13 protein-coding genes are annotated in these 14,375 nt (G+C 71.4%); 6 read left to right on the top strand and 7 right to left on the bottom strand.

Annotation, left to right across the window (positions count from 1 at the left end):
• The first annotated feature begins 58 nt into the window (after positions 1–58).
• Genes IE177_RS02185 through IE177_RS02175 form a run of 3 tightly spaced genes read left to right on the top strand, consistent with a single transcriptional unit; the run spans position 59 to position 3,596 of the window.
• Positions 59–583: a PadR family transcriptional regulator gene (locus tag IE177_RS02185; protein WP_190012962.1), complete on the top strand. Its 525-nt coding sequence runs from the start codon at positions 59–61 to the stop codon at positions 581–583.
• On the top strand, positions 580–1,269 hold the full coding sequence (locus IE177_RS02180) for an ABC transporter ATP-binding protein (RefSeq protein WP_190012961.1): 690 nt from the start codon (positions 580–582) through the stop codon (positions 1,267–1,269). The genes IE177_RS02185 and IE177_RS02180 overlap by 4 nt, the downstream gene beginning before the upstream one ends.
• Entirely contained in the window at positions 1,266–3,596 is a 2,331-nt protein-coding gene (locus IE177_RS02175; protein ID WP_190012960.1) for an ABC transporter permease, read from the top strand. Before IE177_RS02180 ends, IE177_RS02175 begins: the two co-directional genes overlap by 4 nt.
• A 374-nt stretch (positions 3,597–3,970) precedes the next feature.
• On the opposite strand, the gene IE177_RS02170 is transcribed toward IE177_RS02175, so the two are convergent.
• Positions 3,971–4,915: a LysR substrate-binding domain-containing protein gene (locus IE177_RS02170; RefSeq protein ID WP_229815888.1), complete on the bottom strand. Its 945-nt coding sequence runs from the start codon at positions 4,913–4,915 to the stop codon at positions 3,971–3,973.
• 139 nt (positions 4,916–5,054) lie between these two features.
• On the opposite strand from IE177_RS02170, the gene IE177_RS02165 reads away from it, so the two are divergent.
• Positions 5,055–5,609: a peroxiredoxin gene (locus IE177_RS02165; RefSeq protein ID WP_190012958.1), complete on the top strand. Its 555-nt coding sequence runs from the start codon at positions 5,055–5,057 to the stop codon at positions 5,607–5,609.
• 3 nt (positions 5,610–5,612) lie between these two features.
• The gene (locus IE177_RS02160; protein WP_190012957.1) at positions 5,613–6,146 is read left to right on the top strand and encodes an alkyl hydroperoxide reductase; all 534 of its coding nucleotides are present in this window, start codon (positions 5,613–5,615) and stop codon (positions 6,144–6,146) included.
• Between the two features lie 25 nt (positions 6,147–6,171).
• On the opposite strand, the gene IE177_RS02155 is transcribed toward IE177_RS02160, so the two are convergent.
• From IE177_RS02155 to IE177_RS02135, 5 genes are all read right to left on the bottom strand, one after another.
• Positions 6,172–7,536, bottom strand: coding sequence for an AI-2E family transporter (locus IE177_RS02155; protein ID WP_229815853.1), 1,365 nt, complete (start codon positions 7,534–7,536; stop codon positions 6,172–6,174).
• 163 nt (positions 7,537–7,699) lie between these two features.
• On the bottom strand, positions 7,700–8,416 hold the full coding sequence (locus tag IE177_RS02150) for an aggregation-promoting factor C-terminal-like domain-containing protein (protein WP_506005050.1): 717 nt from the start codon (positions 8,414–8,416) through the stop codon (positions 7,700–7,702).
• A gap of 382 nt (positions 8,417–8,798) precedes the next feature.
• Entirely contained in the window at positions 8,799–10,124 is a 1,326-nt protein-coding gene (phoH2, locus tag IE177_RS02145; protein ID WP_190012954.1) for an RNA 5'-3' helicase PhoH2, read from the bottom strand.
• A gap of 374 nt (positions 10,125–10,498) precedes the next feature.
• Complete coding sequence (locus IE177_RS02140) at positions 10,499–11,272, bottom strand: isoprenyl transferase (RefSeq protein ID WP_190012953.1); 774 nt, start codon at positions 11,270–11,272, stop codon at positions 10,499–10,501.
• 791 nt (positions 11,273–12,063) lie between these two features.
• Entirely contained in the window at positions 12,064–12,849 is a 786-nt protein-coding gene (locus IE177_RS02135; protein ID WP_229815852.1) for a class I SAM-dependent methyltransferase, read from the bottom strand.
• Between the two features lie 52 nt (positions 12,850–12,901).
• Here IE177_RS02135 and IE177_RS02130 point away from each other — a divergent pair, with 52 nt between their 5' ends.
• Positions 12,902–13,411 (top strand): DinB family protein, encoded by a 510-nt coding sequence (locus IE177_RS02130; RefSeq protein WP_190012951.1) that lies wholly within the window; start codon positions 12,902–12,904, stop codon positions 13,409–13,411.
• On the opposite strand, the gene IE177_RS02125 is transcribed toward IE177_RS02130, so the two are convergent.
• On the bottom strand, positions 13,412–14,314 hold the full coding sequence (locus tag IE177_RS02125) for an LLM class flavin-dependent oxidoreductase (protein ID WP_190012950.1): 903 nt from the start codon (positions 14,312–14,314) through the stop codon (positions 13,412–13,414).
• Between the last annotated feature and the right edge of the window lie 61 nt (positions 14,315–14,375).

Genomic DNA, 14,375 nt, shown 5'->3' with positions numbered 1-14,375 from the left:
ACACACCGCACACTCGGCGTATACACCTTGCGTATACACCGTGTGTAGAGTGCGGGGCATGTCCATCGGTCACACCCTCCTGGGACTCCTGGAGTCCGGCCCGCGTCACGGTTACGACCTGAAGCGGGCCTTCGACGAGAAGTTCGGTCACGACCGGCCGCTGCACTACGGCCAGGTCTACTCGACGATGTCCCGTCTGCTGAAGAACGGCCTGGTCGAGGTCGACGGAATCGAGACGGGCGGCGGGCCCGAGCGCAAGCGGTACGCCATCACCGACGCCGGCGTCACCGACGTCGAGCGGTGGCTCGCGACGCCGGAGAAGCCGGAGGAGTACCTCCAGTCGACCCTCTACACGAAGGTCGTCCTCGCGCTCCTCACCCACCGCGACGCGGCCGACGTCCTCGACACCCAGCGCGCCGAGCACCTGCGCAGCATGCGGATCCTGACCGACCGCAAGCGCAAGGGCGACCTCGCGGACCAGCTGATCTGCGACCACGCCCTGTTCCACCTGGAGGCCGACCTGCGCTGGCTGGAGCTGACCGCGGCGCGCCTCGACAAGCTCCGCGAGGCGGTGGCCCGATGACTCCTCCCCCCGGCTCCCTGCTCACCGCCGAGAACCTGCGCAAGGCCTACGGCCCGACGGTCGCCCTCGACGGCGCCGAGTTCTCCATCCACGCCGGCGAGGTCGTCGCCGTGATGGGCCCCTCCGGTTCCGGCAAGTCGACGCTGCTGCACTGCCTCGCAGGCATCGTGCCGCCCGACTCCGGCTCGATCACCTACGACGGCCGCGAGCTGGCCACCATGAACGACACCCAGCGCAGCGCGCTGCGCCGCAGCGACTTCGGATTCGTCTTCCAGTTCGGTCAGCTCGTCCCCGAACTGACCTGCGTGGAGAACGTCGCCCTGCCGCTCAGGCTGAACGGCACCTCCCGCCGGCAGGCCGAGCGGACCGCGCTCACCTGGATGGAGCGCCTGGAGGTCGACGTCCTCAAGGACAAACGGCCCGGCGAGGTCTCCGGCGGCCAGGGGCAGCGCGTCGCGGTGGCGCGGGCGCTGGTCACCGGGCCGCGGGTGGTGTTCGCCGACGAGCCGACCGGCGCGCTGGACTCCCTCAACGGCGAGCGCGTGATGGAGCTGCTGACCGACGCGGCCCGTTCCACCAACGCGGCCGTCGTGCTGGTCACGCACGAGGCCCGGGTGGCCGCCTACTCCGACCGGGAGATCGTCGTACGCGACGGCAGGTCCCGCGACATGGAGCGGGCCATATGAACGTGCGGCAGTGGTGCAGGGACCTGGGCATGGGGGTCCGGTTCGCCTTCACCGGCGGGCGCGAGGGCTGGGTCCGGATGGTGCTGACGGCGGTCGGCGTGGGGCTCGGGGTGGCGCTGCTGCTGCTGACGACCGCGCTGCCGAACGTGCTGACGGTACGGCACCAGCGCGAGGAGGCCCGCCAGGACTTCACCTACAGCACGAAGGTGCCGCCCAGGGCCGACAACACCGTGCTGGTCGGGGAGAGCGACACCAAGTGGCACTCCAGGGACATCCGGGGCCGGCGCCTGCAGCCCGAGGGCAGGCGGGCGCCGCTGCCCCCCGGCCTGGACCGCTTCCCGGCGAAGGGCGACATGGTCGTCTCGCCCGCACTGAAGGAGCTGCTCTCCTCGGACGGGGCGAAGCTGCTGCGCCAGCGGCTCCCGTACCGGATCACCGGCACGATCGGCGAGCCGGGACTGATCGGGTCGCAGGAGCTGGCCTACTACGCGGGCGCCGACGACCTGGTCACCGAGCCGGGCAGTACACGGGTGGCGCGGCTGAGCGCGTTCGGCGAAGCGCACCCGACGACCGAGCGGGCCGACCCGGTGCTCATCCTGATGATGCTGGTCGTGTTCGTCGTGCTGCTGATGCCGGTCGCCGTGTTCATCGCCGCGGCCGTGCGGTTCGGCGGCGAGCGGCGCGACCGCCGGCTGGCCGCGCTGCGGCTGGTGGGCTCCGACAGCCGGATGACCCGCCGGATCGCGGCCGGTGAGGCGTTGGCTGGGGCACTGCTGGGGCTCGTCGTCGGCACCGGGTTCTTCCTGCTGGGACGTCAGGCGGCGGGCTCGGTCGAGGTGTTGGGCGAGAGCTTCTTCCCCAGCTATCTGGACCCCTCCCCCGCGCTGGTCGCGCTGGTCGCGGTGGCGGTGCCGGCCGCCGCCGTGCTGGTGACGCTGCTGGCGATGCGCGGAGTGGTCGTCGAGCCGCTCGGTGTGGTGCGCACGGCCAAGCAGGCACGCCGGCGCCTGTGGTGGCGGCTGCTGCTGCCGCTGGCGGGCCTCGGCATGCTCTACCCGATGATCGGCCAGGGCCGTTCCAACGGCGACTTCAACCAGTACCTGGTGATCGGCGGCGTGATGCTGCTGCTGGTCGGGGTGACCGCGCTGCTGCCGTGGGTCGTCGAGGCCGTCGTCGCCCGGCTCGGTTCCGGCGCCGTGTCCTGGCAACTCGCCATCCGGCGGCTTCAGCTGACCAGCGGCTCGGCGGCCCGCATGGTCAACGGCATCGCGGTGGCGGTGGCCGGGGCGATCGCGCTGCAGATGCTCTTCGCAGGCGTGGAGAGCCAGTACACCAAGGAGACCGGCCGGGACCCCAACCGGGTGCAGATGGAGGTCGACCTGTCCGACGGGGCCCGACTCGACGTGGCGGCACGGGAGTTCCAGCACACCAAGGGCGTCAGGGCGTCGGTGGCGATCTCCAGCGGCGGGCTCGGCGACAAGCGCCGCGACCCCGACCACACGGCCGGCATCACCGTCGGCGACTGCGCCGCGCTGCGCGAGCTGGCCCACCTGCCGTCCTGCCGGGACGGTGACGTCTTCGTGGTGCCCGACGCCCACGACGAAGCCGCCGTCAAGGCCTTCACGCCGGGACGCCACGGCTTCATCGAGCCGACCTACACGGAAGGCGATCGGGGCCGCGAGATCCCCTGGACGATACCGGCCGGCCTGCGGCACGTGACCGCCCGCAAGGACGCGCTGCAGACCAACGTCAACGGTCTGCTGGTCACCCCGTCCGTCCTGCCCGCCCGGGCCGCGCCGACGTTGTACCAGCAGGTCTACGTCCGCCTCGATCCGGCCGTGCCGGACGCGGAGGAGTACGTCCGCACGACGGCCGCGCGGGTCGACCCCCTCGCCAACGCCTGGCACTGGACGTCGACCGAACAGTCGGGGAAGTACGCCTCCCTGCGCACCGGCCTGCTCATCGGCGCGATCTGTGTGCTGTCGCTGATCGGCGCGAGCCTGCTGGTCTCGCAGCTGGAGCAGTTGCGCGAGCGGCGCAAGCTGCTGTCGTCACTGGTCGCCTTCGGCACCCGGCGCCGCACCCTGGGCCTGTCGGTGCTGTGGCAGACGGCGGTCCCCATCGCCCTCGGCCTGCTGCTGGCCTCGGCCGTGGGCCTCGCCCTCGGTACGGTGCTGCTGAAGATGGCGGCGACCCCGGTGGCCGTCGACTGGGCGAGCGTGGTGTCGATGACCGGCGCCGGCGCGGCGGTCGTCATCACCGTCACCCTGCTCAGCCTGCCGCCCCTGTTCCGCCTGATGCGCCCGGAGGGCCTGCGCACGGAGTAGCCCCGGCACGACTGCCGTGGCGTTGCTGTGCGGCAGCCGCGGACAGCCGCGCCGCCCCCGACGCCGCAGCTGCGCAGTCGTGCCGCTGGGGGCGGCACGGGTGCCCTGCCGGCAGCGCCCCCGGGGCACCGCAGCCGTAGGCAGCCCAGCCCCCGCCCCCCCCAGCCGCGCCGCCTCCGACGCCGCAGCTGCGGGCAGTCGTGCCGCTGGGGCGGCACGGGTGGGCGCAGCGGCACCCGGCAGCGCCGGCAAGCCCACCACCGCCGCCAGGCCCGACCGACGGCCACCCCGCAACGCCCCGACTGCGCACACGGGTGACGCCGGGACGGCCCCCACAGGCGACGGCGAGCCCACAATGTGCCCCGCCGCCCCGGTCACGCCGGCTCCAGCACCCGCACCGGAAGCGCCCGCAGCGCCTCCCGCAGGGCGGCCGCCAGCTCCTCGTACTCCGCACCCCGCGCCGCCCCCGCCCGCATGGCCAGTGCCACGCGGCGGGTCGGCGCGGGGTCGGCGAAGTATCCCGTGAGGAGTTGGCTGCTGCGGGCCGTCTCCAGCTTCAGCGCGGTCCGCGGCAGCAGCGTGCAGCCCAGACCGCCGGCGACGAGCTGGACGAGCGTGGACAGACCCGCGGCCGTCGTGGTCACCGGCGCGTCCTCCCGGCCGGCCTCCCGGCAGATGTCCAGGGCCTGGTCGCGCAGGCAGTGCCCCTCGTCCAGGAGCAGCAGGTTCAGCTCCTTCAGGGCCTCGCGCGGAATCCCCTCACGGCCGCCCAGCCCGCTCTCCAGCGGGGTGACGAGCACGAAGTCCTCGTCGAAGAGCGGCAGTTCGACGACCCCGGGCACACCGAGCGGCACGGCCAGCAACAGCAGGTCGAGCCGGCCGGAGTTCAGGCCGTCGACCAGATTCGCGGTCTGCTCCTCGTGCACCTGCAGATCCAGGTGCGGATACCGCTCGTGCACCAGCCGCAGCACGGTGGGCAGCAGGTACGGCGCGACCGTCGGGATCACCCCGAGCCTCAGCACCCCGGTGAACGGCGCCCGCACCGCCTCCGCCTCCTCCAGCAGCGCCCCGACCGCGTCCAGCACCGCCTTGGCCCGGACGGCGAGCCGCTCCCCCGCCGGCGAGAGCAGTACCTTGCGCGTCGTACGCTCCAGGAGGGTCACTCCGAGCGTCTCCTCCAGCGCCGAGACCGCTCCGGACAGCGCGGGCTGGCTCATCCCGATGGCTGCCGCCGCGTCCCGGAAGTGCAGGTGCTCCGCGACGGCGGCGAAGGCACGCAGCTGCGACAGGCTCGGCTGCCTGCGCCTGCCGTTACCGATGGACACTGATAACCACCTCCGATCAACCCGACCGAGTGTAGCTATTTCCCTAATCAATGCGCCCTGTGCCAACATCAACAAAGTCCAACCCATGGGAAAGACCCTCAAAAGGGGTCTTTCCTCGCTGCAAGGAGAGCGCGTGCTCACTGTCGGTGACAAGTTCCCCGAGTTCGAACTGACCGCCTGCGTCTCGCTGGAGAAGGGCGCGGAGTTCGAGACGATCAACCACAAGACCTACGAGGGCAAGTGGAAGATCATTTTTGCGTGGCCCAAGGACTTCACCTTCGTGTGCCCGACCGAGATCGCCGCGTTCGGCAAGCTGAACGACGAGTTCGCCGACCGCGACGCGCAGGTCCTCGGCTTCTCCGGTGACTCCGAGTTCGTCCACCACGCCTGGCGCAAGGACCACGACGACCTGCGCGACCTGCCGTTCCCGATGATGGCGGACTCGAAGCACGAGCTGATGCGCGACCTCGGCATCGAGGGCGAGGACGGCTTCGCCAAGCGCGCCGTCTTCATCGTCGACCAGAACAACGAGATCCAGTTCTCCATGGTGACCGCCGGCTCCGTCGGCCGTAACCCCAAGGAGGTCCTGCGGGTCCTGGACGCCCTGCAGACGGACGAGCTGTGCCCGTGCAACTGGAGCAAGGGCGACGAGACGCTCGACCCGGTCGCGCTGCTGGCTGGTGAGTGACCCGTGTCGCTCGACTCCCTGAAGTCCCGCATCCCCGACTACGCCAAGGACCTGAAGCTCAACCTGGGCTCGGTCATCGGCAACTCGGAGCTGCCGGCGCAGCAGCTGTGGGGCACGGTGCTGGCGACCGCCATCGCCTCCCGTTCCCCGATCGTGCTGCGTGAGCTGGAGCCGGAGGCGAAGGCCAACCTGTCGCCGGAGGCGTACACGGCCGCCAAGGCCGCCGCCGCGGTGATGGCGATGAACAACGTCTTCTACCGCACCCGGCACCTGCTGTCCGACCACGAGTACGGCACCCTGCGCGCCGGTCTGCGGATGAACGTCATCGGCAACCCGGGCGTGGAGAAGGTCGACTTCGAGCTGTGGTCCTTCGCGGTCTCCGCGATCAACGGCTGCGGCATGTGCCTGGACTCGCACGAGCAGGTGCTGCGCAAGGCCGGCGTGGAGCGCGACGTGGTCCAGGAGGCGTTCAAGATCGCCTCCGTGGTCCAGGCCGTGGGCGTCACCCTCGACGCCGAGGCCGTGCTGGCCGAGTAGGCCGCCCCTTCCCCGCGGGCCCCGTTCACTCCTGGTGGACGGGGTTCTCGGCGTTCCGGGGGCCGTCACCGACGGCCGCGCCCACGTACTCCTCGCCGGACCGGACGGCCTCGCCCTCCTCTTCCGGCGGAGCCGCCTTCTGCTGGACCTCCTGCGAGTACTGCCGCAGGTACACCACCACCGTGTTCGTCACCGCCACCAGCGGTACGGCCACGACCGCGCCGCCGATGCCGGCGACCACGCCGCCCGCCGCCACCGTCAGGACGACCGCCAGCGGATGGACGCGCACGGCGCGGCCGAGGATGAACGGCTGCAGGACGTGTCCCTCGATCTGCTGGACCGCGAGGACGACCACGAGGGTCATCACCGCCGTGAAGACACCCTGGGTGACGAGTGCCACGATCACCGCCAGCGCACCGGAGGCGACCGCGCCGACCAGCGGGATGAAGGAGAACAGGAAGATGAAGACGGCCAGCGGGACGGCCATCGGCACGTCCAGGAAGTAGATGCCGATGCCGATGAAGATCGCGTCGATGAGGGCGACCAGGACCGTGCCGCGGACGTAGGCGGTCAGGGTCCGCCAGGCGCGCGGGCCGGCGCCGGCCACGCCCGGGCGGGCCGCGGAGGGCACCAGCTTCAGGAACCACTGCCAGATGCGCTCGCCGTCGTAGAGCAGGAACAGCGTCGAGAAGAACACCAGCAGGATCCCGGTGAGGGCCTCGACGATGACCTGAACGCCCTCCAGACCGGCGGACGTTATCTGGTCGGTGTTGGCGCCGATCGCCTCGCGCAGGTTCTTGGCGATCTGGTTGATCTGCTTGTCGGTGACGTGGAAGGGACTCTTCAGCAGCCAGTTGCGCAGATCGTCGATGCCGTTCTGGATCTGGCTGGAGAGCGTGTCGATGTTCTCCATGACCTGCCAGGTCACGAACCAGCCCATCAGGCCGATGACGACGAACCCGAGGATGGCCGTGAGCGCCGTGGCCAGCCCCCGCGGCACCCCGCGGCGGGTGAGCCGGGCGACCGTCGGCTGCAGCAGCGCGGTGACCAGCAGGGCGATGACGAAGGTGAGGACGACCAGCTGCACGGCGCTGATGACCCGCATCAGCACCCACACGGTGCCGGCGAGGACCAGCATGCGCCAGCCGGCCTCGGCCGCGACCCGGACGCCCCAGGGCACGGCCGCGGCGGGGTCGGGGCGGGGACCCGCCGGGGTGGCGGGCGCCGCGGGCGGCGGGGCGGCGGGCGTGGCGTCCACGACGGGGGGCGCGCCGGCCGGTTCGGACTCGCCGTGCTCCTTCTCCACCTCGGCGCGGCGCTCGTCCAGGCGCTCGCTCATCTCGGTGAGGCCGGCTCCGATCCGGCCGAGCCACCCTGGCACTCGCGACATCATCCGTCCTCTTCCCCCGCGTCCCCGGGCGCTCGCCACCACTCCCCCCGGGAGCCGTTCGGCTACGACCGTACAGGGCGAAAGCCCCTCCCCCTAGGACGGGGAGGGGCTGCCGTGGGTTGAGCGGAGCCGCGCGGCTCGGTACCGGTGCTCGGCGCGTGGCCTAGTACCAGTGGTTGGCCTGCCAGAACGACCAGGCCTGGCAAGGGCTGCCGTACCGGCTGTTCATGTAGTTGAGACCCCACTTGATCTGGGTGGCCGGGTTGGTCTGCCAGTCCGCGCCGACGGATGCCATCTTGGATCCGGGCAGGGCCTGGAAGAGACCGTAGGCGCCGGAGGACGCGTTGACGGCCCGGTAGTTCCAGCTGGACTCGTGGTCCACGATGTTGCTGAAGCACTGGAACTGGCCGCCGCCGACCATCTGACGCGCCATCGCCTGGATCTGCGACACGGAGTAGCTGCTCTGCACCGGGAAGCTGGAGGTGTCCCGCGTGGAGCGGGTGGCCGCCTCGGCCTTCGCCTTGGCGCGCTCCTTGGCGGCAGCCTCGGCCGCCTTCTCGGCCGCGACCTTCTTCGCGATCGCGGTTTCGGCGGCAGCCTTGCGGGCCGCTGCCTCGGCGTCCTTCTTGGCGCTTGCGTCAGCGGCGATGGCCTGTGCGTCGGCCTGCTGCGTCAGGGACGCGGTCTGCACCTGCGCCTGTTCACCCGCGGGTATGTCCGCGAGGAGCGTGGTGTCGGCTGCCGTCGCTTCGGCGTCGTTGTTCTGCGCGGTGCTGCCCGAGGCAACGCCGACGACGCTTCCGACAGCGGTGACCGCGGTGGCGGAGGCCACTGCGAATCCCCGGACCGAAATCCGGCTCACACGGTTTCCTTCCAGCATCGCCCGCTTCGGTGACCCTGGCGGACGCAATCGTGCCCCTGGCACTGGCCTCCCAACTGCGGGGTCACGGGAGGCGCGGGCCCGGTGGGCAACTCCCCCGAAGGGAGCGCCGCGTGGTGCTCGGGCGGCATACGGCGACTCTATGGAGTTGGTGGTACTTCTGTGGTGCCGTACCGCTGGGGGTACAGGTGTGCCGTATGCGGGGCCTGACAGGACTGAGACTCTGCCGTAACCGGATACCGGGTGGCAATTCTGTGTTGCGTGTGAAAGCTCACATCCCGTTTGGCCCTGGCGATTCCAGGAAACCGCCACACGCGAGGCGCCGCCCGGCTAGGCTCACTTGCCTTTTGCCGGACGGCGCCAACCGGGTGTGCGGTTCTGCCTAGATATGCCCCTCTTCCAGCATTTCGGTCACGAGCGCGGCGATCTGGGACCTCTCGGACCGGGTCAGCGTGACGTGCGCGAAGAGCGGATGCCCCTTCAGCTTCTCGACCACCGCGACGACGCCGTCGTAACGACCGACCCGCAGGTTGTCCCGCTGCGCCACGTCATGGGTCAGAACCACCCGCGAATTGGCGCCGATCCGGGACAGAACGGTCAGCAGGACGTTCCGTTCGAGGGACTGCGCCTCGTCCACGATCACGAACGCGTCGTGCAGCGAACGGCCCCGGATGTGGGTCAGGGGCAGGACCTCCAGCATGCCCCGGGCGGTGACCTCCTCGATCACCTCGCGGCTGGTGACCGCCGAGAGCGTGTCGAAGACGGCCTGCGCCCACGGGCTCATCTTCTCCGCCTCGTTGCCCGGCAGATAGCCCAGTTCCTGCCCGCCGACCGCGTACAGCGGCCGGAAGACCATCACCTTCTGGTGCTGGCGGCGTTCAAGGACGGCCTCCAGGCCCGCGCACAGCGCCAGCGCCGACTTGCCGGTGCCGGCCCGGCCGCCCATGGAGACGATGCCGACGTCGGGGTCGAGCAGCAGGTCGAGCGCGATGCGCTGCTCGGCGCTGCGGCCCTTGATGCCGAACGCCTCCCGGTCGCCGCGCACCAGGCGGACGTTGCCCTCGGCGGTGACGCGGCCGAGGGCCTTGCCGCGCTCGGACTGGATGGTCAGTCCGGTGTGCACGGGGAGGCCGGTGGCCTCCGGGACGTACACGTGGCCCTCCTCGAAGAGGATGTCCACCTGCTCGCCGGGAAGTGTCAGTTCGGACATTCCGGTCCAGCCGGAGTTCTCCGTGATGGCGAGTTCGGCCCGGTACTCCTCGGCCAGGAGGCCCACGGACGAGGCCTTGATCCGCAGGGGCAGGTCCTTCGACACGACGGTGACGTCGAACCCCTCGGCCTGCAGGTTGCGGGCCACCGCGAGGATGCGGGAGTCGTTGTCCCCCAGGCGGTAGCCGGTGGGCAGCACGCTGGGGTCCGAGTGGTTGAGCTCGACACGGACCGTTCCCCCGAGTTCACCGATAGGGATGGGGGCGTCGAGGCGACCGTTCTTCACCCGGTAGTCGTCCAGCAGGCGCAGGGCCTGGCGGGCGAAGTAGCCGAGTTCGGGATGGTGCCGCTTGGCCTCCAGCTCCGTGACCACGACGATGGGGAGCACGACCTCGTGCTCGTCGAAGCGGGTCAGGGCGTTCGGGTCGGCCAGCAGGACGCTGGTGTCGAGAACATAGGTGCGCCGGTCTGGCTTGTGGCGCTTTGCGCTGGTCACCACGGAAGGACGTACCCCCTCGGATGAGGTCGGGGAGCGACGAAGTGGAAGCCGGGCCGGGAGGGGGGAGCATTGCGGCCGGTCCCCGGCGCCCGCGCAGGGCGGGCCGGACACCGGCCCTCCGCGGCTGCTTCCGTACGGTGACCGCACGGTCGGGCTGGTGCAAAGGGCCTCCCGGGCGGACGGCCCCGTGCCGCCCGCTGAGATCCGACACCCGTGGTTCGGGTGTCGACCTGCTTGGCTTATGCCCTCGAACATGCGCCGCCATGCAGAAGCAGCCAACAGCGCGCCGGTGAACTCCTTGTTACTTCCACCCGAATGCGGGTATACGTGACCGCCCCGGCACCGGGGAGGTGACGGGGCGGTGTGGTGTGCGGTCAGCCGCCGTAACGGCGGTGACGTGCGGCGTAGTCGCGCAGGGCGCGCAGGAAGTCGACCTTGCGGAAGGCCGGCCAGAAGACCTCGCAGAAGTAGTACTCCGAGTGCGCGGTCTGCCAGAGCATGAATCCGGACAGCCGCTGCTCGCCACTGGTGCGGATCACCAGGTCCGGGTCGGGCTGGGCCCCGGTGTAGAGGTGACGGCCGATCATCTCGACGTCGACGGACTCGGCGAGGTCCTCCAGGGACACTCCCTTGTCCTGGGCGTCGTGCAGCATGGAGCGCACGGCGTCGGCGATCTCCTGGCGGCCGCCGTAGCCGATGGCCACGTTGACGAGTATCCCGTCGATGTGGGCGGTGGTCTCCTCGGCCTCCTTCAGCGCCAGCCGCATCTGGGAGGGCAGCAGGTCGGGGGTGCCCACGTGGTGCACGCGCCAGCGGCCGTCGGCGGCCAGCGTGCGCACGACGTCCTCGATGATGCCGAGCAGGGGGACGAGTTCGTCCTGCGGGCGGTCGAAGTTGTCCGTGGACAGCAGCCACAGGGTGACGACCTGGACGTCGGTCTCGCTGCACCAGCCGAGGAATTCCTCGATCTTCTCGGCACCGGCCCGGTGACCGTGGACGGTCGTGGAGCCGGCCGCCTTCGCCCAGCGGCGGTTGCCGTCCATGATGACGCCGATGTGCTTGGGCACCTGAGCGTGGTCCAGGTGGCCTTCCACCCGGCGCGCGTAGAGCCTGACGAGCAGGCCGCGCAGCTTGTCGCGCAGGTTCACGTGGCCCTCCGGGGGTTGGCGCGGGGTATGGGTGCCGGAGCCGTCGAGCCTACCGCTGCCGGGCCCTTGTTCCGGCCCGGGGTTTGGGATCCGGGCGGGTGCGGCCGCGTGGCCGGCCGGGGCGGCACCGGAAGCCGGGCTCGCGTCCCTTCGGCCGGGGCGCCGGCCCATGGTGAGCGGTTTCCGGATCGGGACGAAAAAACGGGCCGGTCCGTGGGGGGGAGACGGACCGGCCCGAGGGGGGGTTTCCACCATAACCCTTTGTGAGGGATGACGGGCGCATCGGCGTGCCGCAACTACGCTCCGCAGTCGTCCGGCAACGCCCCGATGGAGACGGAACCCTGGATTCAGGGCCTTTCCGCAGCAGATTCACAGCGGATTCCCAGGCAAACCCGGTCGGATGCGAACGAAAACGAGGGTTTTACGCCACCTTGGGGCACGGCGGCCCGGCATCAGGGATCCCTCTGATGGACTACTCGGTCAGCGAACGGCGGACTTGACGGTTCCACTACGCGGCCGGTGCGGGCCACCCTGGCCCACGGCACCGCGCAGCCCCCTCCGCTGCGCGGTGCCCGCCCACGCAGCTTTGCTGGCGCGAATTACCTTGGCCTGAACCTACGTGACCAGTGAGGCGGATGTGAACCGCCGACGATAACGATGTGGAAACCCCGGGGAGACGTCAGGTGAACGGCGCCCGTTTCCTCCGGATACGCCCGTTTGGCCAGTCTCCCACTCCGGCCGGGGGGCGGGCTCCCGGTCTGCCCCGGGGTAGTTCTCCGCTCCGCCCGGGGTCAGTGTCCCGGCTTGCGGACGTCGAAGAGGTGCCGGGTGCTGTGGGCGACGAACGGACCCTCCCGCACGATCCGCTCGTGCAAGGCGCGCAGTTGGGGCTCGTACGCCTCCGCCGTGAAGCCGGGGACCATCCAGATGACCTTGCGCAGGAAGTGGACGACCGCCGCGATGTCGTGGAACTCCATCCGCAGCCGCTCCGCCCGCAGCCCCGCCACCTCGAGTCCCGCAGCCTCGGCACCGGCCCGCTCCCGCTCGGGGTCACGGGCTCCGCGCACGCTCTCCGGCTGGGGGCCGAGGAAGTGCTCGACCAGTTCGAAGACACTGGCGGGCCCCACGTGCTGGGCGAAGTAGGTGCCGCCGGGCCGCAGCACCCGGGCGATCTCCGCCCAGTACGGCCGCACCGGATGCCGGCTGAGCACCAGGTCGAAGGCCTCGTCGGCGAAGGGCAGCGGCGCGTCGTCCGGGGCCGCCACGACCACCACGCCCCGGGGCCGCAGCAGGGCGGCGGCCTTGGCCACGTTGGGCGGCCAGCCCTCCGTGGCGGCGACCGACACCGGCCGGCGGGGCTCCGCCCCGCTCAGCGCGTGGTCCAGCACCTCCCCGCCGCCGGTCTGGACGTCCAGCACGGCCCCGGCGCCGGCCAGCCGCTCCCCCGCCGACCGGGCGTACCCCCACGAGGGCCGTGCCTCACTGGCCCGCCCCTCGAACCAGGAGAAGTCCCACCCCTCGGTGGGCACGGCGGCGCCCTCGGCCACGAGGTCTTCGAAAGAACGGTTCTCTGCCACGGTCCCGATCGTCCCAGGCCGCTGTCGGTGCGTCCTGCTAGTTTTCCCGGCCATGACGACCTCCGACGCCGACGCCGGCCGCACCGCCGAGGAGAAGGACATCCTGCTCACGAGCCTGGACCGCCACCGGGACGTCGTGCTCTGGAAGCTCGAAGGCCTCGACGACGAGCAACTGCGCCGGCCCATGACGCCCACCGGGACCACTCTGCTCGGCCTGGTCAAGCATCTGGCCTCGGTCGAGTACGGCTGGTTCGTGGAGACGTTCGGCGGCGAGGCGGAACCCCGGTGGTTCGACCCGTACGACGACATGCGGATCGCCCCCGGCGAGACGACCGACCGGATCCTCGCCTTCTACGCCCGCGCCCGCGCCGCCGCCGACCGGACGATCGGCGGACTGCCCCTGGACACGGTGGGCCGCCCTTCCTGGCGGGACCACTCCGTCTCCCTGCGCTGGACGCTCGTCCACATGATCGAGGAGACGGCCCGGCACGCCGGCCACATGGACATCCTGCGCGAACTGATCGACGGGGCGACGGGCGACCACCGCCCGGACACCCGCTGATCACCAGGTGAGGGGCGTCCGGTGCGGCGCCTGCGGCACCAGGGGCCGGACCTCCTCGGCGACGAACCGCACGAAGCCCTCGGGATCGGGCTCGTCCCCCGTCGGCTGCAGGACGACGGTGTCGGCGCCGGCCCCGGCCAGCCGCCGCACCGCCTCGGCCACGGTGCCGGCGTCTCCGGCGACCCCGACGCCGTGGGCCGCTGCCAGCCCCTCGGCGGCGAGTTCCGCCCGGAGCCTGGAGGCGGCGTCGGGCCCGGTGGCGGCGAGGAGGTAGACGACGATCCTGTGCGCGCCGCCGCGCCCCGCCTCCGCCCGCGCCTCGTCGACGATCCGGCGGGCCCGCCGTACCCCGTCCGGGGAGGTGGCGGCGGTCAGCAGGGTGCCGTCGGCTCTGGCTCCGGAGAGGTGGAGGGTACGGGGCCCGGTGGCGCCGGCGAGGACCGGCACCGGCTGGGCGGGGGGCCAGTCGAGGGCGACGTCCGTCAGCTTGACGTACCGTCCGCCGACGCTGAGCCGCTCACCGCGCAGCAGGGCGCGCAGGGCGTCGAGATGCTCGCCGAGGAGGGTGAGGGGCGAGGCGGCGCGCGCGCCGACCTGACCCATCCAGTCCTGGACGCCGTGCCCCACGGTCAGGGTGGCCCGGCCGGGGAACATGCGCTCGAGCGAGGCGGCCTCCATGGCGGTGACGGCCACGTTCCTCAGCGGGACGGGCAGCAGCCCGATCCCGACCCTTACCCGCTCGGTCCAGGCGAGCGCGGCGGCGGCGGTGGAGACTCCGCCCTCCAGGAAGCAGTCCTCCCACAGCCACAGCTCCTCCAGCCCCACGGCATCCGCGAGCCGGGCGACGGCCCGGAGACGCTCAGGGGGAAGCTGAGGACGGAATACGGCACCGAGTCCAGTCATGGGGCCTTCCTAACGGGCGGCGCAACGTCGGGACAACTCCTTTACGCCGCAGGCGCTTTCC

The organism is Streptomyces lucensis JCM 4490 (assembly GCF_014650035.1).
Classification (GTDB): Bacteria; Actinomycetota; Actinomycetes; order Streptomycetales; family Streptomycetaceae; genus Streptomyces; species Streptomyces lucensis.
This window is presented reverse-complemented; position numbering and strand designations above follow the sequence as displayed.